Origin of the sequence: Gordonia sp. WA4-43, assembly GCF_020520305.1 — a bacterium.
In the GTDB taxonomy this organism is placed as follows: domain Bacteria; phylum Actinomycetota; class Actinomycetes; order Mycobacteriales; family Mycobacteriaceae; genus Gordonia; species Gordonia hongkongensis.
On sequence record NZ_CP084736.1, the window covers coordinates 5326301 to 5349241 of the forward strand.

General features: G+C 70.3%; 24 protein-coding genes. 13 read left to right on the plus strand and 11 right to left on the minus strand.

From position 1 onward, the window contains the following. Positions 1–110 precede the first annotated feature (110 nt). Complete coding sequence (locus LEL84_RS24215) at positions 111–902, plus strand: biotin--[acetyl-CoA-carboxylase] ligase (RefSeq protein ID WP_226512970.1); 792 nt, start codon at positions 111–113, stop codon at positions 900–902. A gap of 3 nt (positions 903–905) precedes the next feature. Here LEL84_RS24215 and LEL84_RS24220 read toward each other — a convergent pair whose 3' ends face one another. Continuing rightward, complete coding sequence (locus LEL84_RS24220; protein WP_226512971.1) at positions 906–1517, minus strand: hypothetical protein; 612 nt, start codon at positions 1515–1517, stop codon at positions 906–908. A gap of 144 nt (positions 1518–1661) precedes the next feature. Between LEL84_RS24220 and LEL84_RS24225 the strand changes: the two genes are divergently transcribed. From LEL84_RS24225 to LEL84_RS24235, 3 genes are read left to right on the plus strand one after another with little or no spacing between them, the layout of a single operon-like run. Then, positions 1662–2282 carry a PH domain-containing protein gene (locus tag LEL84_RS24225; RefSeq protein ID WP_226512972.1) on the plus strand — a complete coding sequence of 207 codons (621 nt, stop codon included), beginning with the start codon at positions 1662–1664 and terminating at the stop codon, positions 2280–2282. Continuing rightward, positions 2279–2953 (plus strand): response regulator transcription factor, encoded by a 675-nt coding sequence (locus tag LEL84_RS24230; protein ID WP_159370539.1) that lies wholly within the window; start codon positions 2279–2281, stop codon positions 2951–2953. The genes LEL84_RS24225 and LEL84_RS24230 overlap by 4 nt, the downstream gene beginning before the upstream one ends. 7 nt (positions 2954–2960) lie before the next feature. Further along, positions 2961–4358, plus strand: a complete 1398-nt coding sequence (locus LEL84_RS24235) for a sensor histidine kinase (RefSeq protein WP_226512973.1) — start codon at positions 2961–2963, stop codon at positions 4356–4358. Here the strand turns inward: LEL84_RS24235 and LEL84_RS24240 are convergent. Continuing rightward, positions 4330–4890: a GtrA family protein gene (locus tag LEL84_RS24240; protein WP_197282748.1), complete on the minus strand. Its 561-nt coding sequence runs from the start codon at positions 4888–4890 to the stop codon at positions 4330–4332. The genes LEL84_RS24235 and LEL84_RS24240 overlap by 29 nt on opposite strands. A gap of 182 nt (positions 4891–5072) precedes the next feature. Between LEL84_RS24240 and LEL84_RS24245 the strand changes: the two genes are divergently transcribed. Together LEL84_RS24245 and purE are read left to right on the plus strand one after the other, a co-directional pair. Then, on the plus strand, positions 5073–6269 hold the full coding sequence (locus tag LEL84_RS24245) for a 5-(carboxyamino)imidazole ribonucleotide synthase (RefSeq protein WP_319005283.1): 1197 nt from the start codon (positions 5073–5075) through the stop codon (positions 6267–6269). Continuing rightward, positions 6266–6778 (plus strand): 5-(carboxyamino)imidazole ribonucleotide mutase, encoded by a 513-nt coding sequence (gene purE / locus LEL84_RS24250; RefSeq protein WP_055475043.1) that lies wholly within the window; start codon positions 6266–6268, stop codon positions 6776–6778. Before LEL84_RS24245 ends, purE begins: the two co-directional genes overlap by 4 nt. Before the next feature lie 12 nt (positions 6779–6790). Here purE and LEL84_RS24255 read toward each other — a convergent pair whose 3' ends face one another. From LEL84_RS24255 to LEL84_RS24270, 4 genes are read right to left on the minus strand one after another with little or no spacing between them, the layout of a single operon-like run. Further along, positions 6791–7621 (minus strand): dienelactone hydrolase family protein, encoded by an 831-nt coding sequence (locus tag LEL84_RS24255; RefSeq protein WP_078112028.1) that lies wholly within the window; start codon positions 7619–7621, stop codon positions 6791–6793. Between the two features lie 4 nt (positions 7622–7625). Further along, positions 7626–8000, minus strand: coding sequence for a nitroreductase family deazaflavin-dependent oxidoreductase (locus tag LEL84_RS24260; RefSeq protein ID WP_226512975.1), 375 nt, complete (start codon positions 7998–8000; stop codon positions 7626–7628). 38 nt (positions 8001–8038) lie between these two features. Next, positions 8039–8755 (minus strand): TIGR03089 family protein, encoded by a 717-nt coding sequence (locus LEL84_RS24265; RefSeq protein WP_226512976.1) that lies wholly within the window; start codon positions 8753–8755, stop codon positions 8039–8041. Further along, on the minus strand, positions 8743–10482 hold the full coding sequence (locus LEL84_RS24270; protein ID WP_226512977.1) for an LCP family protein: 1740 nt from the start codon (positions 10480–10482) through the stop codon (positions 8743–8745). The genes LEL84_RS24265 and LEL84_RS24270 overlap by 13 nt, the downstream gene beginning before the upstream one ends. Before the next feature lie 593 nt (positions 10483–11075). On the opposite strand from LEL84_RS24270, the gene rfbD reads away from it, so the two are divergent. The 3 genes from rfbD to LEL84_RS24285 are packed head-to-tail and all read left to right on the plus strand — an operon-like array spanning position 11076 to position 14088. Beyond that, on the plus strand, positions 11076–12026 hold the full coding sequence (gene rfbD / locus LEL84_RS24275; protein ID WP_226512978.1) for a dTDP-4-dehydrorhamnose reductase: 951 nt from the start codon (positions 11076–11078) through the stop codon (positions 12024–12026). A gap of 5 nt (positions 12027–12031) precedes the next feature. Further along, positions 12032–12910: a glycosyltransferase family 2 protein gene (locus LEL84_RS24280; RefSeq protein ID WP_203235915.1), complete on the plus strand. Its 879-nt coding sequence runs from the start codon at positions 12032–12034 to the stop codon at positions 12908–12910. A 44-nt stretch (positions 12911–12954) separates the two neighbouring features. Further along, a complete protein-coding gene (locus tag LEL84_RS24285; RefSeq protein ID WP_055475036.1) occupies positions 12955–14088 on the plus strand; it encodes a sugar phosphate nucleotidyltransferase in 1134 nt (377 codons plus the stop codon). Positions 14089–14106: 18 nt separating this feature from the next. On the opposite strand, the gene LEL84_RS24290 is transcribed toward LEL84_RS24285, so the two are convergent. Then, complete coding sequence (locus LEL84_RS24290) at positions 14107–14754, minus strand: O-methyltransferase (protein WP_055475035.1); 648 nt, start codon at positions 14752–14754, stop codon at positions 14107–14109. 292 nt (positions 14755–15046) lie between these two features. Here LEL84_RS24290 and sigE point away from each other — a divergent pair, with 292 nt between their 5' ends. The 4 genes from sigE (at position 15047) to tatB (ending at position 18459) form a co-directional block, all read left to right on the plus strand. Then, entirely contained in the window at positions 15047–15667 is a 621-nt protein-coding gene (sigE, locus tag LEL84_RS24295) for an RNA polymerase sigma factor SigE (RefSeq protein ID WP_055475034.1), read from the plus strand. A 233-nt stretch (positions 15668–15900) separates the two neighbouring features. Continuing rightward, positions 15901–16431 (plus strand): hypothetical protein, encoded by a 531-nt coding sequence (locus LEL84_RS24300; RefSeq protein ID WP_159370544.1) that lies wholly within the window; start codon positions 15901–15903, stop codon positions 16429–16431. Then, complete coding sequence (locus LEL84_RS24305) at positions 16428–17948, plus strand: S1C family serine protease (protein WP_226512979.1); 1521 nt, start codon at positions 16428–16430, stop codon at positions 17946–17948. The genes LEL84_RS24300 and LEL84_RS24305 overlap by 4 nt, the downstream gene beginning before the upstream one ends. Positions 17949–17979: 31 nt before the next feature. Continuing rightward, positions 17980–18459, plus strand: coding sequence for a Sec-independent protein translocase protein TatB (gene tatB / locus LEL84_RS24310; RefSeq protein WP_058252709.1), 480 nt, complete (start codon positions 17980–17982; stop codon positions 18457–18459). 4 nt (positions 18460–18463) lie between these two features. Here the strand turns inward: tatB and LEL84_RS24315 are convergent, their stop codons facing one another. The 4 genes from LEL84_RS24315 to LEL84_RS24330 all read right to left on the minus strand — a co-directional run bounded on the left by LEL84_RS24315 (position 18464) and on the right by LEL84_RS24330 (position 22892). Further along, the gene (locus LEL84_RS24315; protein ID WP_055475030.1) at positions 18464–19609 is read right to left on the minus strand and encodes an Mrp/NBP35 family ATP-binding protein; all 1146 of its coding nucleotides are present in this window, start codon (positions 19607–19609) and stop codon (positions 18464–18466) included. 58 nt (positions 19610–19667) lie between these two features. Next, positions 19668–20792: a lytic transglycosylase domain-containing protein gene (locus tag LEL84_RS24320; RefSeq protein ID WP_226512980.1), complete on the minus strand. Its 1125-nt coding sequence runs from the start codon at positions 20790–20792 to the stop codon at positions 19668–19670. Positions 20793–21033: 241 nt separating this feature from the next. Further along, a complete protein-coding gene (locus LEL84_RS24325) occupies positions 21034–21549 on the minus strand; it encodes a DUF1003 domain-containing protein (protein ID WP_055475028.1) in 516 nt (171 codons plus the stop codon). Further along, the gene (locus LEL84_RS24330) at positions 21546–22892 is read right to left on the minus strand and encodes a magnesium transporter MgtE N-terminal domain-containing protein (protein ID WP_226512981.1); all 1347 of its coding nucleotides are present in this window, start codon (positions 22890–22892) and stop codon (positions 21546–21548) included. Before LEL84_RS24330 ends, LEL84_RS24325 begins: the two co-directional genes overlap by 4 nt. Positions 22893–22941: the final 49 nt, after the last annotated feature.

Here is a 22941-nt window from a genome sequence, read left to right on the forward strand (position 1 = left end):
CGTGAGATATCCCTCAGGTTTACGAGCGATCGGTCGGTGGGCCGGCGGGTCGACCGTGAAACCGGTGGTATCCGTTCGTGCGGAGGCGGCGGCCAGTAGTTTCGTCAGGTATGAGTCTCGACGCCGATCTGCTCCGCACCCGTCTCACCGGCACCCGCTGGCACCGGATCGAGGTGGTCGAGGCGACCGGTTCGACCAATGCCGACCTCGTCTCGCGCGCCTCCGGCGAATCCGTCGGGGGCACCGTGCGGATCACCACCGACCAGACCGCCGGACGTGGCCGCCACGCCCGCACCTGGACCGCGCCGGCCGGCACGCAGCTGGCCATGTCGGCCGCGCTCGACGTCGCCGACCACACCGAGGACCTGGGCTGGCTGTCGCTGCTGGCCGGACTCGCCGCCGTGCAGGGTGTCGACGACGCGATGGGGATTCGTCCGACGCTCAAATGGCCGAACGACGTGCTGATCGACGGCAAAAAGGTCGCGGGCATCCTCTCGGAATACACCCGCAGCGACCATGCCGCAGGTGGCCCGGGAGGCGTGGCGGTGATCGGCACCGGGCTCAACACCACGATGGCGGAGGGCCAGCTGCCGGTCCCGACCGCCACCTCGCTCCGGCTCGCCACCGGCCGCGACGTCCCCCTGACCGAGCTCGCCGCGTCGTACCTGCGGGCGCTCTCCGAGCTGCTCGACCTGTGGCCGCACGACCTGGACGGGCTCGCGGCGCGGTACCGCGACGACAGCGACACCATCGGCCGTCGCGTACGGCTGGTCCTGCCCGGCAATCGTGAGGTCGTCGGCACCGCGACCGGTGTCGACTCCTCCGGCCGGATCGTCGTCGACGCCGACGGTGAGCAGGTGGTGGCCGCCGCGGGCGATGTCACCCACCTGCGGCCGGAGTGACTACTAGCGCTGGACGCTCTTGCCGGCCATCGCCGGGATGATCGTCAGCGAAGGCAGACCGATCACCAGGTGCACGATCGCGGTCTCGATGCCCACCGAGATCTGGTTGTAGGTCAGGATCGGGATCAGCACGGCCGCCACCAGCAGCAGGCCGACGATCCACCGGTAGAACTGATCGGGTGACGGCGTGACCAGGTGCAGCACGTACCAGAGCGCACCCGCGGCGAGCGCGCACAGGAAGCCGACGACGCCGAACCAGAGCTCGCTGGCGGCGACCGGGTTCCACACGCCGAACTTGCCCGACTCGTTCACCTTCTCCACGAATGCGGAGATGATCCAGGCGACGAGCCATGCCGCGAGACCGGTCACCACGCCGGTCATGACCACACCGCCGGCGAACGTGACGGGGTTGATGTCCGGGCCATGACGGGGCTTGGCGGGCTGGCCGGGCCGGCCGTAGCCAGTCTGGCCCCCGTACGGATCCCCCGCATAGGGATCGGCGGCGTACGGATCGCGGGCATACGGATCGTTCTGGCTGCTGTAGGCACGCGACTCGGGTGTGTAACCGGACTCGTAGCGCGCGGTCCGCGGGTCGCGGGGATCCTGGTAGCTCATGGCGTTCTCCTCCCCGACCGGTCGTGGGAGCCGATGGTCGGATCTGGTGTCGGTCGGATCTGGTGTCAGGGCCCTGGCATGCTCACGGCACGAGGACGGCGGCGGTCGGCGTGATTGGCAGTCTACTGCGGCACCCGGCCGTTTATGCTGAGCCGCATGGCCTATCCGCGGGAGAATCTGGCGTCGGGGGAACGCGTCGTCCTCCATCGGCACCCGCACTGGAAATGCCTGCTCGGGCCGTTCCTGTTGTTCGGGCTCCTCACCGCCGCCGCCGGCGTACTCCTCGGCGTCATCACGTCGTCGGGGTTGCGGTCGACGCCGCAGACCGTGCTGCTCATCGCGGTCGCGGCGGTCTGGGCCATCGGCTTCTGCTGGTACTTCGTCCGCCCGCTGATGTATTGGAAGACAACGCATTTCGTGCTCACCGACCGGCGGGTGATGTTCCGCAACGGAATCATCACCCGGTCGGGCATCGACATCCCGATCCGCCGGATCAACACCGTCGAGTTCCGGCACGGCCTCGTCGACCGGATGTTGCGCACCGGCACGCTGGTCATCGAGTCGGCCTCCGACGAACCGCTGTCCTTCGACGACATCCCGCAGGTGGAGAGGGTGCACGCGCTGCTTTACCACGAGGTGCTCGACGTCCACGGCGACGACGATCATCCGTGGGACGGACACCGGCGCGATTCCCACGAGCAGCCCGCCGACGGTCCCGTGCACCCCGGTGACCGGGCGGAGAACCGGGGGGTCCGCGACCGATGACGACCGTGCTGCTCGCCGAGGACGACGCCGCGATCGCCGAACCGCTCGCGCGGGCGCTGTCGCGTGAGGGTTACGGCTGCGAGGTGGTCTCGACCGGGGCGGATGCCCTGGAGAAGGCCCTCGACACCCGCTTCGAGCTACTCATCCTCGACCTCGGGCTACCGGTGCTCGACGGTCTGGAGGTGTGCCGGCGGGTACGGGCCCAGCGACCCGCGCTCGCGGTGCTGATGCTGACCGCACGCACCGACGAGGTGGATTTCGTGGTCGGCCTCGACGCCGGCGCCGACGACTACGTCGGCAAGCCGTTCCGCCTGGCCGAGCTGCTGGCGCGGGTGCGTGCCCTCCTGCGACGTCGCCAGCCCGGCGACGTCGTCCTCGAGGGCGGTGCCCTGCGCCTGGACGCGCGGGCGCGCCGCGTCCTGGTGAACGGACACGACCTCACCCTGGCCAACCGCGAGTTCGACCTGCTGCGCTTCCTCATGGAACGCGCGGGCGAGGTGGTGACGCGCGAGGAGATCCTCACCGAGGTGTGGGGTTCGGCCGACCTGCGGTCGTCGAAGACCCTGGACATGCACATCTCGTGGCTGCGCCGGAAGATCGGCGACGACCGCCACGACCGTCCCCGCCACATCGTGACCGTGCGCGGCGTCGGATTCCGGTTCGACCCCTAGTCGTCTCATGCGCCGTCGCCTGCTCACGACAATGATCGCCGTCCTGCTGGCGGTCGGTGGGCTGCTGGGCATCCCGCTGAGTGTCGTCGCGTGGTGGTGGGTCGCCGACAACGCGCACGAGGACCTCGACAACCGGCTGAAGGTCATCGCAGACCAGCTGATCCGGCAGGAGGGGGCCGACGGCCGGATCCCGCCGGAGTCCCTCGACCGTGAGGCGTTCCGGCTGCTGCTGCCGCCGAACGGCAGCCTGATCGTCACCTTCCCCGACCCCACCGGCACCCTGCAGCGCACGGTGGTCGGGGCGGACATCAGCGAGCCCAGGCTCTCGGAGTCCATCGTGCTCGGCGCAGCCGGGACGCTGACCCTGTCCATCCCGCGCGACGAGGTGCGCAACGACCAGTTCACCGCCGCCTCGATCGTGGCCGTCATCGTCGTCGCGTCCGTCATCGGCGGCACGCTTGTCGCCGCGGTCACCGCGGGTCGGATCGTCGATCCGCTGACCGATCTCGCCGATCGGGCCGCGACCATGGGCCGGGGCGACTTCCGGACCCAGTGGAAGATGTACGGCATCGCCGAACTCGATCGGGTGTCGCGTGCACTGGCCGACGCGAACGCCGAACTCGCGCTGCGCCTCGAGCGCGAGCGAGAGGTCGCCGGTGACGCCTCCCACCAGCTGCGCAGCCGCCTCACCGCGATCCAGCTGCGCCTGGAGGAACTCTCCCTGCACGATGACCCCGCGGTCGTCACCGAGGCCGAGGCCGCCCTCGATCAGATCGAGCGGCTCGCCGCCGAACTCGACGAGCTGGTCGAGGCGTCCCGGGCCGACGAACCCGCGCCCGAGTTCGTCGACGTGTCGGACATGCTGACGACGCTGGTCGGGGATTTCCGGCACGCCTTCGAGGCGAGGGGCCGCGAACTGCTGGCGACCTTCGACGGCGTCCCGCACGCGCTGACCGCGAACCCGGGTCGTCTCCGGGAGGCGGTCAGTGTGCTGGTCGACAATGCCCTGCAGCACGGCCGCGGGACCTGCCGGATCCACGTCGGCACCCTGCCCGCGGGGGACCTGGTGCGCATCACCGTCGCCGACGAGGGTGACGGGGTCGCCGACGAGATCGCCGCACACATCTTCCGTCGGGGTTTCTCGGCCGGCCGACGGCCCGGCGCGGGCCGGAGCGGGGTCGGCCTGTCACTCGCGCGGGCACTGATCGAATCCGACGGTGGCCGACTCGAACTGACCGTCCGGCGACCGCCGGTGTTCGCGATCGTCGTGCCCGCGCGGCTGGTCACCGGACGCGATCAGCTCGGCACCGACCGGGGCGACTCCGAACTCGCCGACGAGATCGACGAGAACTCCGGCCGGCCCCCGCGATCGGGCGTCAGGCGTGACCGAGTTCCTCATCGTTGAGCTCGGCGAGCGAGGGGTGCAGGTCGGTCGATCCGGCGTCCCCGCCGCGCAACTGTTCTTCGGGGAAGGCGAACTTGCGCAGTGCCCAGAACCGGAACGCCATCTGCATGAGGTTGCCGATGATGTAGCCGAGCACGAAGTCGATGACCACGATCTCGGACACGCTCAGGTTGGAGCGCATGTCGAAGATGTTGTTGGCGACGAACAGTGGAGCGGCCTGGAGGATGACGCCGATACCGCTGATGGCGAAGAACAGCATCGCCTCGTGGTGACGTTCGCGGCCGCCGCGGTTCTTGAACGCCCACTCGCGATTGAGGATGTAGCTCAGGATGGTGGCCAGGACGCCGGCGATGACCTTGGCGATGACCGGCTTGGTCTCCAGGACCGTGAGGCTCAGGCTGTAGAAGATGGCGAGGTCGAAGACGAAGGTGGTCCCGCCGACCATCGCGAACTTGATCAGTTCGTGGTGCCGCATCACGAGCCGACGGACCGGCGCTGGGAGGCGGGCGATCATCTCGTCGATCAATGGCACAAGATCCGAGTGTACGAAACGAAACCGCCGGGACACGTGCCGGGCGGTTGTGCGAATGATGCCGCATACATGCCACGATGGTGCGCGTGAATTCACGCGAGCAGGTCGGCGGGGCCGTGTCCCCGTCGTCGCAGGTGCCGCCGGTCCCTGAGTCGGGGCGCCCGGGCGGCCGGGCGTCGGGGATGCCGACCGTGACGATGATCGGCGGTGGCCAGCTCGCTCGGATGACCCACCAGGCCGCCATCGCGCTGGGTCAGTGCCTGCGGGTACTGGCGGCCTCGGAATCCGATCCGGCCGCCCAGGTCAGCGCCGACATCGTCCTGGGGTCGCACGACGACCTCGACGATCTGCGGCGCGCCGCGTCCGGGTCGGTCGCGGTGACCTTCGACCACGAGGGTGTCCCGCTGGCGCACCTGCAGGCACTCGAAGCCGACGGCGTCGCGGTGCTGCCGCCGTCGAAGGCGCTGCATTTCGCGCAGGACAAGCTCGCCATGCGGTTCCGGCTGGCCGAGCTCGGCCTGCCCGTGCCCGACTTCGCCGACCTGTCCGGGGACCGGGCCGCGGCCCGGTCTCGTCTGATCGAGTTCGGCGAGGCCAACGACTGGGCCATCGTCGTCAAGGCGGTCCGCGGCGGTTACGACGGCCGCGGGGTGTGGCTCGTCGACGGCGCGGACGACGCTCTCGCGGTCTTCGACGAGCACCCCGACGACGCACCGGCGCTGCTCGCCGAACAGAAGGTGCCGATGCGACGAGAGTTGTCGGCGATGATCGCGCGGTCGCCGTTCGGTCAGGGTGGGGCGTGGCCGGTGGTCGAGACCATCCAGCGCCACGGGCAGTGCGCGGTCGTCCTGGCACCGGCTCCCGGGCTCGACGACGAGGTCGCCGCGCACGCACAGCAGATGGCGTTGCGGCTGGCCGACGAGCTCGGTGTGGTCGGTGTGATGGCGATGGAACTCTTCGAGACCGTCGACGGCGAGCTGGTCGTCAACGAGCTGGCGATGCGTCCGCACAACAGCGGGCACTGGACGATGGACGGCGCGGTGACCTCGCAGTTCGAGCAGCACCTGCGCGCCGTCCTCGACTATCCGTTGGGCAGCACGGCACCGAGTGCGCCGGTGACGGTGATGGCCAACATCCTCGGTGCGGCGGACGCACCGGCGATGTCGATGGACGAGCGGCTGCACCACCTCATGGCCCGGATGCCCGAGGCCAAGGTGCATCTCTACGGCAAGGGCGAGCGGCCCGATCGCAAGATCGGGCATGTGAACATCGTCGGGCGCGAAGGGGATTCGCCGGAGTCGGTACGGGAGCGTGCCGAACGCGCGGCCCAGTGGATGTCGCGGGCGACGTGGACCGACGGATGGGATGAACATTCATGAGTGAGACGCACGGCCCGCGGGTGGGCCTGATCATGGGCAGTGATTCGGACTGGCCGACGATGAAGGCGGCCGCCGAGGCCCTCGCCGAGTTCGACGTGCCGTTCCAGGTGGGCGTCGTCTCGGCTCACCGCACACCGCAGCGCATGCTCGACTACGCGGCAGGGGCGGCGGGCCACGGCATCGAGGTGATCATCGCGGGAGCCGGTGGCGCCGCGCATCTTCCGGGCATGGTCGCGTCGGCGACCCCGCTGCCGGTGATCGGGGTACCGGTCCCGCTGCGGCATCTCGACGGACTGGATTCGCTGCTGTCGATCGTGCAGATGCCCGCCGGGGTCCCGGTGGCCACGGTGTCGGTCGGCGGCGCCCGCAACGCCGGGCTGCTCGCGGTCCGCATCCTCGCCGCCGCCGACGCCGACCTGCGCGCCCGGATGGTCGAATTCCAGCAGGGGCTCGAACAGATGGTTCTCGACAAGGACGCGGCACTCCAGCAGGAACTGTTGGGGGAGTAGCACTTCCGCCGATCAGATCGTCGGCTGCAGGCCGAGCTTCGCGGTGAAGAAGTCGATGACCCGATCGTAGGCCTCGCGGGTCGGTTGCCCGGGCTCGTCGCGGAGGTCCTCGGTGAGCACCGAATGTGGCCGCGGCAGCATCGAATCCGGGTTCGCGGACTCGTCGGGTAGTTCGATGCCGATGAAGGCATCGCCGAGGAGCTCCCGCAGGTACGCGAATCGGGCTCCCGGCACGAGGCGATCGCCCTGGAAACGCAGACCCATCACCTCGAGGCCGCGTGCGCACCGCGCTTGCACCAGAGCGAGATCCGACTCGCTCACGTCGATGGCCCGCGCGCGTCCCGGCAACACCGCGAACGGCAATGAGGGCTGGGACAGCACCGGGGCGAGCATCCGCTCGTCGGTGGCCATCGCGAGTGCGAACCCGCCGGTGAAACACATCCCGACGGCACCGACCCCGGGGCCGCCGCACCGGTCGTGTTCGCGGGCGGCCAACGCCCGCAGCCACGACGCGACCGGTGACGTCTTGCCGGTGGCCAGGATCGTGAACTCGCGGGTGATGCAGGCCCGGGCGATGGTGCCGAGCATGTTCGTCGCCGAGCCGACCGCGCCGAGGTTGTCCGGGCGAGGATCACGGCCGTCGACGCCGAACAGCGACGGCAGCACTGCGGTGGCGCCCGCCCCGGCCACCCGGCGCGCGACGTCGGCGACCTTGGGGCTGATCCCCGGCATCTCGGCGATGACGATGACGGCGGGACCACTGCCGAGGCGATGCACCCGGCGGGTGGTCCCGTACAGGGTCACGTCCTCGGCGACGAAGTCGTCGAGCGGGTCGTCGGCCATCAGATCACGCCGCGTGCAGTGTGCCGAGGAGCGCGGAGTCGAAAAGTCGCGCCGGGATGCGGGCACCCCGGGCGATGTCCGGCGAGTCCGACGGCACCACCCGCGGACCGGTCACCCGGTAGTGCCGGTTCTTGCGGATCAGGCCGAAGGTCCCGGCGGCCTGCACGTTGCGGACCCAATCGGTGTGCCGCCCGTACGTGAGGATGATGGTGAGCCGATCGCCGTCGACCCACGCCATCACCGGGATGGAGTAGTGCCTGCCGGACTTGCGTCCGACGTGCTCGACCATCGCGTACGGAGCCAGTCGGGGCGCCCATTGTCGCTGGATGGGGTTGGTCACTCGCTTGTTCAGCCGGGCCACCGCGCGGGGGATTCGCATGTCCCCACTGTGCCCGATCGGCGGCGTGCCCGCGGGGTTCACGACAGGATCAGGGTGGCCTTTTCCATCTCGGCGATCGCCGCGAGCCGTTCCGGTGAGGCCGCGGAGACGTGGACGAGGCTGCCGCCCGCCAGCAGAGGTGCCAGGAGGTGAGCGATCACCCGGTCGCCGGAGTACCACGGCCGGGTGGACACCACGCGGGCGCCCGGTCCGATTCCCTCGCGCTCAGCCGTCGCCCGGGCGTCGTCGAGCGCCTCGCCGATGGGGGCGCCCTCGAGGGTGGCCGACGCCGGATAGCGGGAGACGAACTGATCGCCGTGGACGCGGACCACGCTGCCGTAGTCGCCGACGCCGGGCGGCAGGTCGCGCAGCGGCAGCGCGAACGGATCGAGCGAGGCGACCACGACCTCGTCGACGTCGGGATGGCTGTCCAGGCGATCACGGCTGGTGAACACGACCATCGGGTCTTCGGTGGAGTCGAAGTGCACCTCGGCGCCCGCCCAGAGCGCGCCCAGCAGGATGCCGGCCGTCTGCCAGTGCTCCGGGAGATCGACCGCGACGACATCGCCTTCGGCGACCCCGATCTCGTCGCGTAGGTAGTTCGCGGTCTTGGCCGCCCAGTTGCCGAGGGTCGCCGCCGAGAGCTCGGTGCGCTCGCCGGTCGCGTCGTCGTAGTAGGTCAGCAGCGGACGCGAATGATCGGCGACCGCGGCGAAGGTCGCGTCGGTGAGAGTGTTCGGAGTCAGTTCACGCACATGGGCCCCTCGTTGCCCGCGGTGATCGGCGGGCGCTTGTTGCCGACGCGCTCGCTCGCCGGGGTGTTGTCGGTCTGGTCGCCGGTGTCGCTGATCGAGCCCGGACCGGCGTAGGTGTTGGTGAGCACCACCTTCAGCTGATCGTCGCCGAGGGCGGGATCGGCGACGACCTGGGCGCCGCCGAGATCCTTGGCGAGGAGCCGAGCGGCGTCGCTCTCCTCCTTGGCGTACACGATCGAGTCCTTCGTGTCGGCCTTGCCGCTGGAGGTGGCTCCGACCCGGAAACCCTTGTTGGTCAGAATGTTCGCGACATTCGAGGCGAGCCCGTCGATGGTGCCGGCGTTGACCACGTCGACTGTGTAGTCGCCGCGCTGGATGCCCTGCGTCTGCTTCGGTGCCAGCAGGTCACCGGTGAAGGCCTGGACCTCGCGCGGGTCCACCTGGACGACGCTCTGCTGACCGTCCTCGCTCCAGCCCTGCTCCGTCACGATCGGGATGGTCGCGAACTTCACCCGGCCGCCGCTGAGATCCTTCAGCTGTTCGGCGAACCGGATGATGTCCCAGTCGTCGTCGATGACCACCGACCGCGACACCGCGTCCTGCAGCTCCGACAACTTACCCGGATCGGTCAGGGTGTTCGCCGAGATGATCTTCTGCGTCAGCGACGCCATGAACGCCTGCTGACGGGTGATGCGGTCGAGATCGCCGCGGGGGAGGCCGTGGCGCTGGCGCACGAAGCTGAGCGCCTTGGGCCCGTCGAGAGTCTGACGGCCGGCGCGGAACCGCGCGCCCGTAAAGGGATCCCGGACCGCGTCGTTCAGGCAGACGTCGATGCCGCCGGCCGCGTTCGTCAGCAGCACGAACCCCAGCAGGCCCACCTCCGCGTAGTGGTCGACCTGCACGCCGGTCAGGTTGGCGACGGTGTCCACCAACGCCTTCCGGCCCGCCAGGGTGCCCTCGGACTCGGCCTCGCCCTCCGACTTGCCGTCGGTGACCGCTTGCGCGCGAACGGTTTCGCGCGTCGTGCCGTAGGCGGCGTTGATCTTGCTCATCCCGACACCGGGTACGTCGACATACGAGTCGCGGGGGATCGAGATCGCGGTCGCCGACGAGCCGTCGTCGGGGATGCGGATCAGCAGGATGGTGTCGGTGTTGGTCGCGACCTCGTCGCCCGACCGCAGGAGTCGGAGTTCCTCCGGCGACAGCGGATTGCCCTTGGCGTCGGTCCGCGAATCGGTGCCCACGAGGAGGATGTCGACGGCCCCGTCTTCGACGCCACCGCCGAGATCGAGTCCGCCGAGCTGGGTGATGCGGGTCTGCAGGTCCGACATCGTGTTCCAGGCGTATCCGGTGCACAACAGCACCGCCACCGAGGCGACCGCGATGAGCGCACGACCCCAGCCGGCCCCCGGGGTGCGGGCACCTTTGCGTCGGCTGTCCGCCGGCGGCTGCGACGGTGGTTCCGGTGTCGACGACGACGTCGCCGCCGTGCGCCGGTCGCCGGACTTTGGTCCGGTCTGTTTCGGTCCGGTCTGCTTGGGTCCGGTCGGCTTCGGGTCGGCGGACTGGCGTGCGGTCGGCTTCCGCGGGCTCGTCTTGGGGTCGCCCGGCTTCCGCTCGGAGGCCCGTTTGGCGGCCGGGGCCGGGCGGGTGTGGATCTCGCCGGAGGTGCGTCGGACGGGCCGCGGCTCGCCGGGGCGGCGCTGCCGGGTCGGGGTGGGTTCCACGGCTTCTGGCGTGGCTCGTCGACCGCCGGGGGCGCGACGTTCGGAGTTGCGGGGGTCGGCGGCCGGCCGACGCCGGGGGTCGCGGGGTTCGCGTGGATCGGCAGCGCGACGTCGCGGGTCCGGCGGGGGCTGGCGTCGCGCTCGGGGTGGGGGATTGCCCGGTTCACCGGGGAGCGGAGCGGCGCGGCGCGGGGATTCGCGTCCATCTGGTCCACCGTCGTACGGGGGCCGGGCCGGGCGCCTGCGCGCACCGGGCTCCGGGGCGCGCCGATCGCCGGGCATCGGCTGACGCCCGTCCGGACCCGGCCGTGCCGGACGGCGCGGCTGCGCGCGCCGACGCGGGCCGTCGGATGGTGAATCCACTGGTGAGCAGTCCCTTTCGAGGTCGGCACATCGGGTCCGGGGTCGACGCGGCGCGCGTTACGCCTGAGGATGTCGATACTGATGTGCAAGGCGGGTCGGCTGTTGTGTGCTGTCGCCAGGCTACTGAAGTGATTCGCGAATTCGAGAACGCAACGCCGGTCGTGTGAGTAGCCGTCGTCACGTGTGCCGGCGAGCGCGTCGCCGCGTGGGTACCGCCGGACTCCGGCACGATGGTGTTCATGCGTGTGACGCCGAGCAACCCCACCGTGTACATCGTCGGCGCCGGCGGGCAGCTGGGGACTGCCCTGCAAGCACGGTCGAGCGAGGTTCCCGACGTCGTCGTGCGGCCGCTCACCTCAGCCGACGTCGACATCGCCGACCCGACCTCGGTGGCCGCCGCGCTGGGCGACCTCGGCCCCGACGACATCGTGGTGAACTGCGCGGCCTACACCGACGTCGACGGAGCCGAGGCCGACGCGGAAGGCTCGCGGCGGGTCAACACCACCGGGCCCGAGGTGCTCGCGCGCCGGACCGCCGACGCCGGCGCGTGGTTGGTGCACGTGTCGACCGACTACGTGTTCCCCGGTGCCGCCGCGGAGGGTTCCCGGCCGGTCGAGCGGAACGGATACGAACCCGACGACGTGAGCGGAACGCCCGCGACCGTGTACGGCCGCACCAAACTCGACGGCGAACGCGCCGCACTGTCGGCGGATCCGCGGGCCACCGTCGTGCGGACGGCATGGGTCTACACCGGCGGGCCCGACAGCCGCGACTTCGTCGGCACGATGCGGCGGCTCGAACAGTCGCGGGAGACGGTGTCGGTCGTCGACGACCAGCTCGGGTCCCCGACCTACTCGTACGACCTCGCCGACGGGCTCTGGGAACTCGTCGTCGCGGGCCCCCGCGACGAGGTCTGTGGCGCGGTCCTGCATGCGACGAACTCGGGCACGGCCACCTGGTTCGACGTCGCCCGCGGGGTCTTCGAAGAGGTCGGGGCGCAGCCCGACCGGGTCCTGCCCACGACGACCGCCGAGTTCCCGCGCCCGGCCCCGCGGCCGGCGTTCTCGGTGCTCTCCGGCCACTCCTGGGAGGCCGCCGGCCTCACCCCGCTCCGGCCGTGGCGACCCGCGCTGCACGCGGCGATCGCCGCGTCGGACGCCGACCCCGGTTCGTTACCCTGAGCGGCGTGCCAGTTCAGCCAGCCGTGGTGACGGTGACCTATTTCTCCGGCGATCACCTCGTGACCTTCCTGCGTAGCCTCGACGCGGTCACCGACGTCATGCCGCAGGTCATCATCGCCGACAACGGGTCCGACGACGGCGCGCCCGAGCGGGCCGAGCAAGAGTACGACACGGTCACGCTGGTCCGCACCGGCGGCAACATCGGCTACGGCGGTGCGATGAACCGCGGTGTCGCCGAACTCGACCCGGATGTCGAATTCGTGCTCATCTCCAATCCGGATGTCGAGTGGAAGCCCGGTGCCATCGACGAGCTGATGGCCGCCGCGCAGCGCTGGCCGCGAGCGGGTTCGCTCGGCCCGCTGATCCGCGAACCGGACGGCTCGATCTACCCCTCGGCGCGGCGCGTTCCCGACCTCGTGTCGGGCACCGGACACGCGATCCTCGGCACGGTGTGGAAGTCCAATCCGTGGACCGCGGCCTACCGCGCGGACGACGAGACACCGTCGGAACGTCCGGTGGGGTGGCTGTCGGGCTCGTGCCTGCTCGTGCGGCGCGAGGCCTTCGACGCCATCGGCGGCTTCGACGCCCGCTACTTCATGTACATGGAGGACGTCGATCTCGGCGACCGCCTCGGCAAGGCCGGGTGGCAGAACGTCTATGTGCCGAGCGCGGAGGTCGTGCACACCAAGGGGCACAGCGCCGGCCGGCATCCGGAGAAGATGCTGCCCGCCCACCACCGCAGCGCCTACCGGTTCCAGGCCGACCGCAATCCGGGACCGTGGCGGGCGCCGCTGCGCCTGGCGTTGCGCATCGGCCTGGAGGTCCGATCCCGGCTCGCCGTGCGCGCGGCGCGACGCGCGTCGGCGAGCGAGAACTCCCGATGAATGCTGAAGTGAACACCAGTCACCTCGAGGAAGGACCCGATCCAGTGGACAACTACACCGTGCGTGAGTCGGTGGAAAGACCGTCCGTGGGGGGATCGGACAACATCAGGGAGGACGTCGAGGCCGTCGTCCTCGTCGGCGGGAAGGGAACCCGCCTGCGCCCACTCACCCTGTCGGCGCCGAAACCGATGCTGCCCACCGCCGGGCTGCCGTTCCTGACCCATCTGCTGTCCCGCATCCGGGCGGCCGGTATCCGCGACATCGTGCTCAGCACCTCGTTCAAGGCCGAGGTCTTCAGCGAGTACTACGGCGACGGTTCGAAGCTGGGCCTGCGCATGCGCTATGTCACCGAAGACGAGCCGCTGGGCACCGGCGGTGGTATCCGCAACGTCCTCGACGAACTGACCGCGAGCACGATCGTGGTGTTCAACGGCGACGTCCTCGGTGGCACCGATGTCGGCGACGTCATCGACAGTCACCGCGCCGCCGACGCCGACGTCACCATCCACCTCGTGCGGGTCAGCGACCCCCGCGCGTTCGGCTGCGTCCCGACCGACGCCGACGGCCGGGTCACCGCGTTCCTGGAGAAGACCCAGGACCCGCCGACCGACCAGATCAATGCCGGCACCTATGTGTTCAAGCGCGAGGTCATCGAATCCATCCCGGCCGGCCTGCCGGTGTCGGTCGAGCGTGAGGTGTTCCCCCGGCTGCTCGCCGAGGGCAGTCACGTCCACGCACACGTCGATCACGCGTACTGGCGGGACATGGGTACGCCCGAGGACTTCGTCCGCGGCTCGGCCGACCTCGTCCGCGGAATCGCGCCGTCGCCCGCCCTGGGGGACCGTCGCGGCGAGTCCCTCGTGCACGAAGGCGCGGGAGTGGGCCCGGGTGCTCTCCTGATCGGCGGCACGGTGGTCGGCCGCGGCGCCGAGGTCGGCCCGCGCGCCCGTCTCGACGGCGCGGTCGTCTTCGACGGTGCCGTGATCGAGGCCGGCGCGGTCGTGGAACGGTCGATCATCGGCTTCGGTGCCCGCATCGGGCCGCGTGCGCTGGTCCGGGACACGGTCATCGGCGACGGCGCCGACATCGGCGCCCGCTGCGAGTTGCTGCGCGGCGCCCGGGTGTGGCCGGGAATCGAGATCCCCGACAACGGGATCCGGTTCTCGACGGACGTCTAGTCCGGTCGGGGCGGCCGCCTAGCGGATCTTCGCGGCGGCGAGCACGCCGGGCCCGAGCGGGATGACCACGGGAAGCAGCTGCTCGTCGTCGGCGATCAGCAGGGCCGCCTCACGGGCCGCCGCCGTCGGCGGTTCGGTGCGGGCCGGGTCGCCGACCGTTCCGTGCGCGGTCGCGTTGTGGACGACCACGACACCTCCCGGTCGCAACATCCGGACGGCCTCGCGCACGAACCGCGGCAGGTCCAGGAGTGGTCCGTCCACGAAGACCAGGTCATAGGACGCGTCGGACAACCGCGGCAGCACCTCGACCGGCGTGCCGTTGATCAGCCGGGTGCGGCCCGGGGCGATGTCGGCGCCGGCGAACGACGCCCGCGCGGCCCGGTGATGTTCGGGCTCGGGATCGATCGTGGTCAGCACGCCGTCGGCCGACATGCCGTTGAGCAGCCAGAGGCCGCTCACCCCGGTGCCGGTCCCGATCTCCACGACGGCGCGCGCATCGGCCGCGCGGGCCAGCAGAGCCAGTAGCGCCCCGACCGCCGGGCTGACCGGTGTCGCGCCGAGCTCCTCGGCGCGAGCGCGGGCGGCGATGACGGCGTCGTCCTCGACGATGGCCGACTCGGCGTAGGCGATCAGGTCGGGGCGTGTGGACGGCGTTGACTCGGTCACGCGTCGAGGTTAGTCCGGCCCCGCGACGGAACCCGATCCGGCACGCCAGACCTGGGCGAATCCGCTCGCGGCGAGACCGCCGATGCATCCTCAGGCAACACTCAGGCGCCTCATACGGCGGCCACACTCCGATAGGAGAGGGTGAGAGCTGTTCCGGTTGGGACAGGTCCCGGGAGGTCGGTGTGAACTCCCTGGCAGCTCGGGAATACCCAGCCGGAATCATCCGTTCGTCTTCGGTGAGTGCTTGGGTCACCGGGTGCGTGTTTCACGAGAGAGGAACCGACCACCGACCATGACCGATCCCCGCGATCCCGCCGACGCCGTGCCCGCCGTTCCGGCGGGCACCGCAGGTTTCGACGCCACCGGCGACGAACTGCTCATGCCGTCCTGGGACGACCTGGTCCGCGAACACGCCGACCGCGTCTACCGTCTGGCCTACCGTCTGTCGGGGAATCAGCACGACGCCGAGGACCTCACGCAGGAGACCTTCATCCGGGTCTTCCGCTCGCTGTCGAACTACCGTCCCGGCACCTTCGAGGGCTGGTTGCACCGCATCACCACCAACCTGTTCCTCGACATGGTCCGTCGCCGCAGCAAGATCCGGATGGAAGCCCTGCCCGAGGAGTACGACCGGGTGCCGGCCGACACCCCGGATCCGCAGCAGGTCTTCGACGCGACGAACCTCGACCCCGACCTGCAGCGCGCCCTCGACTCGCTGGCTCCCGACTTCCGCGCGGCCGTGGTGCTGTGTGACATCGAGGGGCTGTCCTACGAGGAGATCTCCGCGACCCTCGGTGTCAAGCTCGGTACCGTCCGCAGCCGCATCCATCGCGGTCGGCAGAGCATCCGCGACGCCCTCGCGGCCCAGGGACACACCAGCAGCCGTTCGGTCGCGCTCGGCTCGCACGCCTGAGGTCGCTGCCGGGAACCCTGCTCCGCCGAGCATCGTTGAGAGTCTCGGATACGCTGAGACGTTGCCTGTGTCACGGGACACGATGCGATCGGAGTCCGCAGTCCGCGGACGCCGCGCGTTCGGGGGACGGCATCGGATGCCGCCGGTCGGTACCGTGGCAGACAGCAGCAGAGCCCAGTGGCAACACAGGATTCATCGTGCGGCGGTTTCGTCGTGGAGAGGGGTGAACGACGATGATGGACGGCGATCGCGGGCGTCCGACCGGAAGTGGCGGTGTCGAACCGCCGACTCCCAACCTTCGTCGCCGGCGGTCCTCCTGGACCCCAGCCAGGTGGAATACGAACACCTGGAGTCCGGCTCCCTCGTCGTTCCTGCCCAACCGCGGCTACCGCGCGCCGGGTACGGCCGGCGGACGCGGCTTCGCACCCACCGAGCACCTGGCCCCCGAGGCGGTTGCCGCCTTCGTCGACGGCGAGCTCGGGATGTCCGCGCATGCGCGGGCCGCTCATCATCTGGCGCTGTGCCCCGAGTGCGTCGCCGCGGTCGAGGCGCAGTCGTTGGCCCGCACCCGACTCCGCGAGTCCGGCCGCGTGTCGATCCCGGACTCCCTCCTCGGTCAGCTCTCCCAGATCCCCACGCGTGAGATCGATCTGAGCTCCGAGCCGCCCCGCCCGGCAGGGTTCGGGCCGACCGTGTCGCCCGATGCGCCGACCGACGGCATCCCCGCGGCCCGCGGCCGCGCCTTCCGTCGCCGGGGCCGGTGACCGTGGCCCCCGACGCCGATTCTCCCGATACCGGTGACGCACAGTTCGCGCGGCGCGCCGAACGGCCCGAGTCACAACGTCTGACGCCGTCGCGGACCCGACACTCGCCCGTGTCGCCGTCCACCGCGCAGGTGTTCGGCCGCCCGTTGGGTGTGCGCGGCTCGTTCGCCACCTCGGATGGCGACAAGCGGCCGCCCGAGCCACAGATCGCACCCCCGGACCCGGTGCTCGCCGAGGCCTTCGGCCGGCCGGCCGGATCGAGCGACACCCTGCAGCGGGATCCGCTCGCAACCTACGGCCAGACCGAGCAGCCGCAGGCGCCGGAGGACCCGTGGCGCGACCCGGAGAGCCCGGCGCGGCTCGACGCACCCGCGCTGGCATCCGCATCGTCGGACATCCCGACCGAGACCGGCCCCAAGCTCGGTGTCCGCGACATCCTGCTCGGCAATCGCCTGAGCTGGGTCGCCCTGGCCACGCTCGCGGTTATCGCGTTGCTGATCGGGCTCGTCGGCGGGCTGATGGGTCAGTACACCGCGGAGGTGGCCGCGCCGCTGACCAGTGACACGGTCGAGTTGTCCACCGAGGACACCGGCGGCGACGCCGGACCGCGGTCGTCCGTGGCCGAGGTGGCCCGGGCGGTGGAGAAGTCGGTCGTCGCCATCGACGTCCGCGCGGCGGGCGCCTACGCGACCGGGTCGGGATTCGTCATCGACAAAGAGGGTTACATCCTCACCAACAACCACGTCATCTCGATGGCCGCGAACGACAAGAGCGCCAAACTCGAGGTCGTGTTCTTCGACCGTCAGCGGGTTCCGGCGCGCATCGTCGGTCGCGATCCCAAGACCGATCTCGCCGTGCTGAAGGTCGACAATGTCGAGAACCCGACGGTCTCGGTGCTCGGTAGCTCGGGCGACCTGCAGATCGGCGAAGAGGTGGTCGCCTTCGGATCTCCCTTGGGGCTCAACCGAACCGTGACCAGCGGCATCGTCAGCGCGACCGACCGTGCCGTGGCGCTGACGCCCGACGCGGAGTCCGACACCGACGCGGTGATCGACGCGATCCAGACCGATGCCGCGATCAACCCGGGCAATTCGGGCGGTCCGCTGGTCAACGGCGAAGCCCAGGTGGTCGGCATCAACACCGCCGGGCGCCTCGGCGCCGGGGGCGGCAACATCGGTCTCGGATTCGCGATTCCCATCGACGAGGCCAAGCCCATCGCGGAGGCGCTGATCCGCGACGGCCGCGTGAACCACCCGCAGATCGGCGTCAACGCCAGTTCGGTGCGCAACGAGCGCGTGCTGGGCGCACAGGTCCGCAACGTCGTCGCCGGCAGCCCCGCCGAACGCGCGGGCATCCGCGAGAACGACGTGATCACCTCGTTCAACAATCGCCCGATCGAGAGCGCCGACGAGCTGAACGTCGCGATCCGAACCGCCAGCATCGGCGAGTCGGTCCCGTTCCAGTACTGGCGGGCGGGTCGCACGTTCAGCGGTACCATCACTCCGGCGAGCGACTAACCACACCACCGCACAGGTCAGGACGAGGCACATGTTCAGCAGCATCGGATGGGGCGAGATAGCGATCCTGGTGGTCGCGGCACTCGTCATCCTCGGCCCCGAACGTCTCCCCGGTGCCGTCTCCTGGACGATGCAGTCGGCCAAGAAGGTCCGTGATTACGCGACCGGTGCGAGCAATCAGCTGAAGGACGAGCTGGGTCCCGAATTCGACGACCTGCGCAAGCCGCTCGCCGACCTCAACGAACTGCGGGGTATGACGCCGCGGTCGATCGTCACGAAACACCTTCTCGACGGCGATGATTCACTGTTCCGGCTGAACGAGAGCGCCACCACGGTCGACCGGAAGACCACCCCGGCGGCGCCGGAGATCAAGCCCGTGTCGGCGCCCCTGTCGTTCGAGAAGCAGGAGAGCGGGAATCAGGACTCCGCCGGCCCGGCGGGATCCGCGGCGTCGGACCGCCGGTCGCGGTCCGGGTCGCGTCCCGCCGCGGCCGACTGGGACGCGACCTGACCGGTCAGGAATTCCGGATGGTGTCGAGTCCCAGACTCATACCCGCCAGGCCGCGCTTACGCGCCGCGAGCTTGCCCGCGATGGCGCGCAGGGCGGAACCGGACGCCGATTCGGGTGCCGACAGCACCACCGGGACACCGGCGTCGCCGCCTTCACGTAAGGCCGTCTCGAGCGGTACCTGACCCAGCAGGTCGACCTGGGCGCCCACCGCGCGTGTGAGGCGTTGCGCCACCTGCTCGCCGCCGCCGGACCCAAACGGTTCCATGCGGCTGCCGTCGGGCAGTTCCAGCCACGACATGTTCTCGACGACGCCGAGGATCTTCTGCCGCGTCTGCAGGGCGATGGCCCCGGCGCGCTCGGCGACCTCGGCCGCGGCCTGCTGGGGTGTCGTCACCACCAGGATCTCTGCGCCCGGGATGAGCTGCGCGATCGAGATCGCGACGTCACCGGTGCCCGGCGGGAGGTCGAGGAGCAAGACGTCGAGATCGCCCCAGTAGACGTCCGCGAGGAACTGCTGCAGGGCTCGGTGCAGCATGGGACCGCGCCAGGTCACCGGCGTGTTGCCGTCGGTGAACTGTCCGATCGAGATGAAGCGGACGCCGTGGTTGCTGGGCGGCATGATCATGCGCTCGACCTGCGTGGGTTTGGCGTCGCTCCCGAGCATGCGGGGGACCGAGTGGCCGTAGATGTCGGCGTCGAGAACTCCGACGGTGAGCCCGCGTTCGGCGAGCGCCGTGGCGAGGTTGACGGTCACGCTCGACTTGCCGACGCCGCCCTTGCCCGACGCGACGGCGTAGACGCGGGTCAGTGAGCCGGGCTGGGCGAACGGGATGACCGGCTCGGCCTTGTCCCCGCGGAGCTTCTTGCGCAGCTCGGTGCGCTGCTCGTCGTCCATGACGTCGAGTTCGACGCGGATCGCGCCGACACCCGGGACGTCGGCGACGGCCGTTTCCACCCGCTGCGAGATCTCGGTGCGCATCGGGCACCCCGATGTCGTGAGGTACACCCCGACATCGACGCTCGCGTCGTCGTTGATCGTGACAGATTTGACCATCCCGATGTCGGTGATGGGCTTGCCGATCTCGGGATCCTTGACCTTGCCCAGAGCGGCGCGAACTGCCGATTCCGTGGGCGCGACTCCTGTTGTCATCTGGCCCAGACTACCGGCGGCGCCGACGGTTCCGGGCGCAGGTCCTCCGGTGGCGCCGTCAGCGGACGGGAACCGGGGTGCTCGCCCCTCCCGGCCTGTTCGGGCCGGCGTTCCCCGCCGGTGCCTGTTGTACCGCCGGGGCCTCCCTCTTGGTGGGCGGGGGAGCGGGCTGGCCCGGGAACAGCGGCGGGATCGACGGCAGGCAGACGATGATGCACGGCGGCGGCGGAGGGCTCGGCCGGCGCTTGGTGGAGGAGGACGACGACGAGGACGACCCGGACTCCGGCCGGCTGGGCTTTTTGGACGAGCTCGAGCTGCTCGACGGCTTGCGCTTCATCTCCGGGATGGGGTCGGTCGGCATCACGCCCGTCGCGTAGGCCCCGGCCCAGCCGAGGACGTTGGCGACATACTCCATCGAGCGGTTGTACCGCAGCACCGCCGACACGCGAGTGCGCTCGTTCATGATGTCGGTGACGCCGGCGCAGAGGTACCGGCCGGCCGAGTACGTGGCGTCGAAGATGTTGTTGGGGTCGGGTTTCCCGTCGCCGTTGGCGTCGGAGCCCCACGCTGCCCACGTGCTCGGGATGAACTGCATCGGGCCCATCGCCCGGTCGTGTCCGGCGTCGCCGTCGATGCGTCCGCCGTCGGTGTCCTTGATGACCGCGTTGCCGGCCAGCGAGCCGTCGAGGACCGGCCCGGCGATCGGGTTGATCGTCGTGCCGTACTGATCGACCGAGCCGTTGCTCGCATGATTGGACTCGATGCGTCCGATGCCGGCCAGCAGGAACCACGGCAGCTTGCAGGCCGCGCTCTCGGCGGCGACGCGATTGGCGGCCAGCTTGTAGGCCTGGAGTACGACGCCCGGGATCCCCAGTGGGCCCGAGGGGAGGTCGCTCGCGAGCCGGAACTGCGGCGCCGGCAGCGCGGTCGCGGGCTTCTCCGGCGGCGGCGCGAAGCCAAGGAGTGTGCCCGGCGAACCCGCGACGAGTTCGGCCACCATCACGGGGGCATCGGGCTCGACGACGGCCGACGCGACGTTGCCGCCGGAGGCGCTCGACGTCGCGGTCCCCAGGACCAGCGCACCGACCAGACCGCCGCCGACGACCAGCGTCGCGGCGCGTCGTGGGAACGAGGACGGACGGCGCGGACCACGGCGACGGCGGACGAGGTCGAGGGGCCTCACCGGAGGCCTCCTGCACATCGTGCGGCCCCGGGCCGCTGCCCGGTCCTGTTCACTCCGTTGTCAACACACACTTCTGCCCCCGAGAACGCGGCGATGCCCACCCGCGGCCCAGGTCCAGAGCCGCTCTCATGGATGTGTCGGAGGATCTCGTCGCGTCGTGACAGACGCCGAAATCCGGTCCGAACTGTGACCCACCATACATATGGGTCTGACGTCCCAGACACGAACCCGGCTTTTGGTGTCAGTGATCCTTGGAACCGCGGCGGCCGGATTCGTCGCCGGCGGGGGCGCCGAGCCGTTCGGTGAGTTCGTCGAGCAGGTCGTCGAGTTCTTTGCGCAGGTAGTCGCGCGTGACGGTGTCGCCCACCGCGAGACGGACCGCGGCGAGCTCCCGGGCCAGGAACTCGGTGTCGGCCTTCGTCTGGGCGGACCGCATCCGGTCCTCTTCCAGCGACACCCGGTCGCGGTTCTCCTGCCGGTTCTGGGCCAGCAGGATCAGCGGCGCCGCGTACGCCGCCTGCGTGGAGAACGCGAGGTTCAGCAGGATGAACGGGTACGGGTCCCACTGGATCGACACCGCGACCAGGTTCAGCACGATCCACACGATGACGATGACCGTCTGGATCGCCAGATATCGTCCGGTGCCCAGGAACCGGGCGATCCGCTCGCTGTACATCCCGACGACGTCGGAGTCGAGATTGAACGAGATCGTGCGGCGGGTGCTGGGGGTGTCGAGCTTGCGTCCCGGTTCGCTCATCGGATCCGCACCTGGGGGCCGCCCGATGCCGGTTCCGGGCCGCTCCCGACGCCGTACCCGTCGGCCTCGACGACGTCCTCGGGTTCGGTCTCACGCCAGTCGCGCGGCAGGATCTCGTCGAGCAGGTCGTCGACGCTCACCGCGCCGAGGAGGTGGCCGGCCTCGTCCACGACGGGGCCGCAGACCAGGTTGTAGGTCGCGAAATATCTCGTCATCGTCTCCAGGGAGTCCTCGGGATGGAGTTGGGCGAGGTCGGTGTCCAGGATGCCGCCGACCAGGTGCGCGGGCGGTTCCCGGAGCAGGGCCTGCAGATGCACGCATCCGAGATACTTGCCGGTCGGCGTCGAGGTGGGCGGGCGGACGACGAACACCAGACTCGCCGCGGCCGGCGTCAGGTCGGGGTTGCGGACCCGGGCGAGGGCCTCGGCGATGGTGGTCGATGCGGTGACCACGATCGGCTCCGAGGTCATCACGCCGCCCGCGGTGTCGGGGGAGTGCAGCAGGAGTCGGCGGAGGGGCTCGGACTCCACGGGGTCCATCTCCTCGAGGAAGGCCTCGGCCTCGGTGTCGGGCAGTTCGCCGAGGAGGTCGGCGGCGTCGTCGGGGTCCATCGCCTCGAGGATGTCGACGGCGCGGTCGCGTCCGAGCGCGGCCAGCACCTCTTTCTGGTCGTCGGGCGGCAACTCCTGCAGCACGTCGGCGAGCCGTTCGTCGTCGAGGGCCGCTGCGATCTCGTCGCGACGTTTCGCGGGCAGTTCGCGCAGGGCGTTGGCCACGTCGGCCGGGCGCATGCCCTCGAACTGCAGGAGGGCCTGCGCGACTCCTTGTCCGGGCAGGTTCAGCGAGCTCTGGGTGATGCCCTGCACGCTGGACCACTCCACGACCTGTGTCTCGTGGCGCCGGCGCAGGCCGCGACGTCCCGCCCGGATCGCGACGCGGGAGACGACCCAATCGCGGGTCCGGGTCTTCTCGATCCCGAGGTCGATCACCGTCACGTCGGCGTCGGCGAGCTCGGGGAGATCCGGATCGACGACCCGGACGTGGGTGTCGAGGACCTGTCCGATGGCGAGTGCCTCGCCGGGGCGCAGGTGGAGTCGGCGGAGGCTCACGGTGCCGGTGTTGAGGGCCACGGCCTGGGGCTCGATCGCGGTCACCCGCAGCATCGGCACGAAAATCCTACGCCGAGTGGTCAATTCGACCGCGAGGCCGAGGACGCGCGGTTGCTGCCCGGACATGCGGATCGAGATCACCACGTCGCGGACGCGTCCGATGGACTCGCCGTCGGGACCAAGGACGGCCAACCCGACTAATCTGGCCACGAACACCTTGCTCACCGACGACATGGGAGTAAGGGTAGTGCCATCGGTGCAGCGGAGGCCGACGGCAGACACG

Bases quoted from the DNA above. Each gene is read 5' to 3' on its own strand.
- rfbD (WP_226512978.1), top strand. From the start codon at position 11,076: ATGGTGTTCATGCGTGTGACGCCGAGCAACCCCACCGTGTACATCGTC.
- LEL84_RS24325 (WP_055475028.1), bottom strand. From the start codon at position 21,549: ATGAGCGAACCGGGACGCAAGCTCGACACCCCCAGCACCCGCCGCACG.
- LEL84_RS24230 (WP_159370539.1), top strand. From the start codon at position 2,279: ATGACGACCGTGCTGCTCGCCGAGGACGACGCCGCGATCGCCGAACCG.
- LEL84_RS24215 (WP_226512970.1), top strand. From the start codon at position 111: ATGAGTCTCGACGCCGATCTGCTCCGCACCCGTCTCACCGGCACCCGC.
- LEL84_RS24315 (WP_055475030.1), bottom strand. From the start codon at position 19,609: ATGACAACAGGAGTCGCGCCCACGGAATCGGCAGTTCGCGCCGCTCTG.
- LEL84_RS24330 (WP_226512981.1), bottom strand. From the start codon at position 22,892: ATGTCGTCGGTGAGCAAGGTGTTCGTGGCCAGATTAGTCGGGTTGGCC.
- purE (WP_055475043.1), top strand. From the start codon at position 6,266: ATGAGTGAGACGCACGGCCCGCGGGTGGGCCTGATCATGGGCAGTGAT.
- LEL84_RS24225 (WP_226512972.1), top strand. From the start codon at position 1,662: ATGCTGAGCCGCATGGCCTATCCGCGGGAGAATCTGGCGTCGGGGGAA.
- LEL84_RS24300 (WP_159370544.1), top strand. From the start codon at position 15,901: ATGATGGACGGCGATCGCGGGCGTCCGACCGGAAGTGGCGGTGTCGAA.
- LEL84_RS24260 (WP_226512975.1), bottom strand. From the start codon at position 8,000: ATGCGAATCCCCCGCGCGGTGGCCCGGCTGAACAAGCGAGTGACCAAC.
- LEL84_RS24220 (WP_226512971.1), bottom strand. From the start codon at position 1,517: ATGAGCTACCAGGATCCCCGCGACCCGCGGACCGCGCGCTACGAGTCC.
- LEL84_RS24235 (WP_226512973.1), top strand. From the start codon at position 2,961: ATGCGCCGTCGCCTGCTCACGACAATGATCGCCGTCCTGCTGGCGGTC.
- LEL84_RS24255 (WP_078112028.1), bottom strand. From the start codon at position 7,621: ATGGCCGACGACCCGCTCGACGACTTCGTCGCCGAGGACGTGACCCTG.
- tatB (WP_058252709.1), top strand. From the start codon at position 17,980: ATGTTCAGCAGCATCGGATGGGGCGAGATAGCGATCCTGGTGGTCGCG.
- LEL84_RS24245 (WP_319005283.1), top strand. From the start codon at position 5,073: ATGCCGACCGTGACGATGATCGGCGGTGGCCAGCTCGCTCGGATGACC.
- sigE (WP_055475034.1), top strand. From the start codon at position 15,047: ATGACCGATCCCCGCGATCCCGCCGACGCCGTGCCCGCCGTTCCGGCG.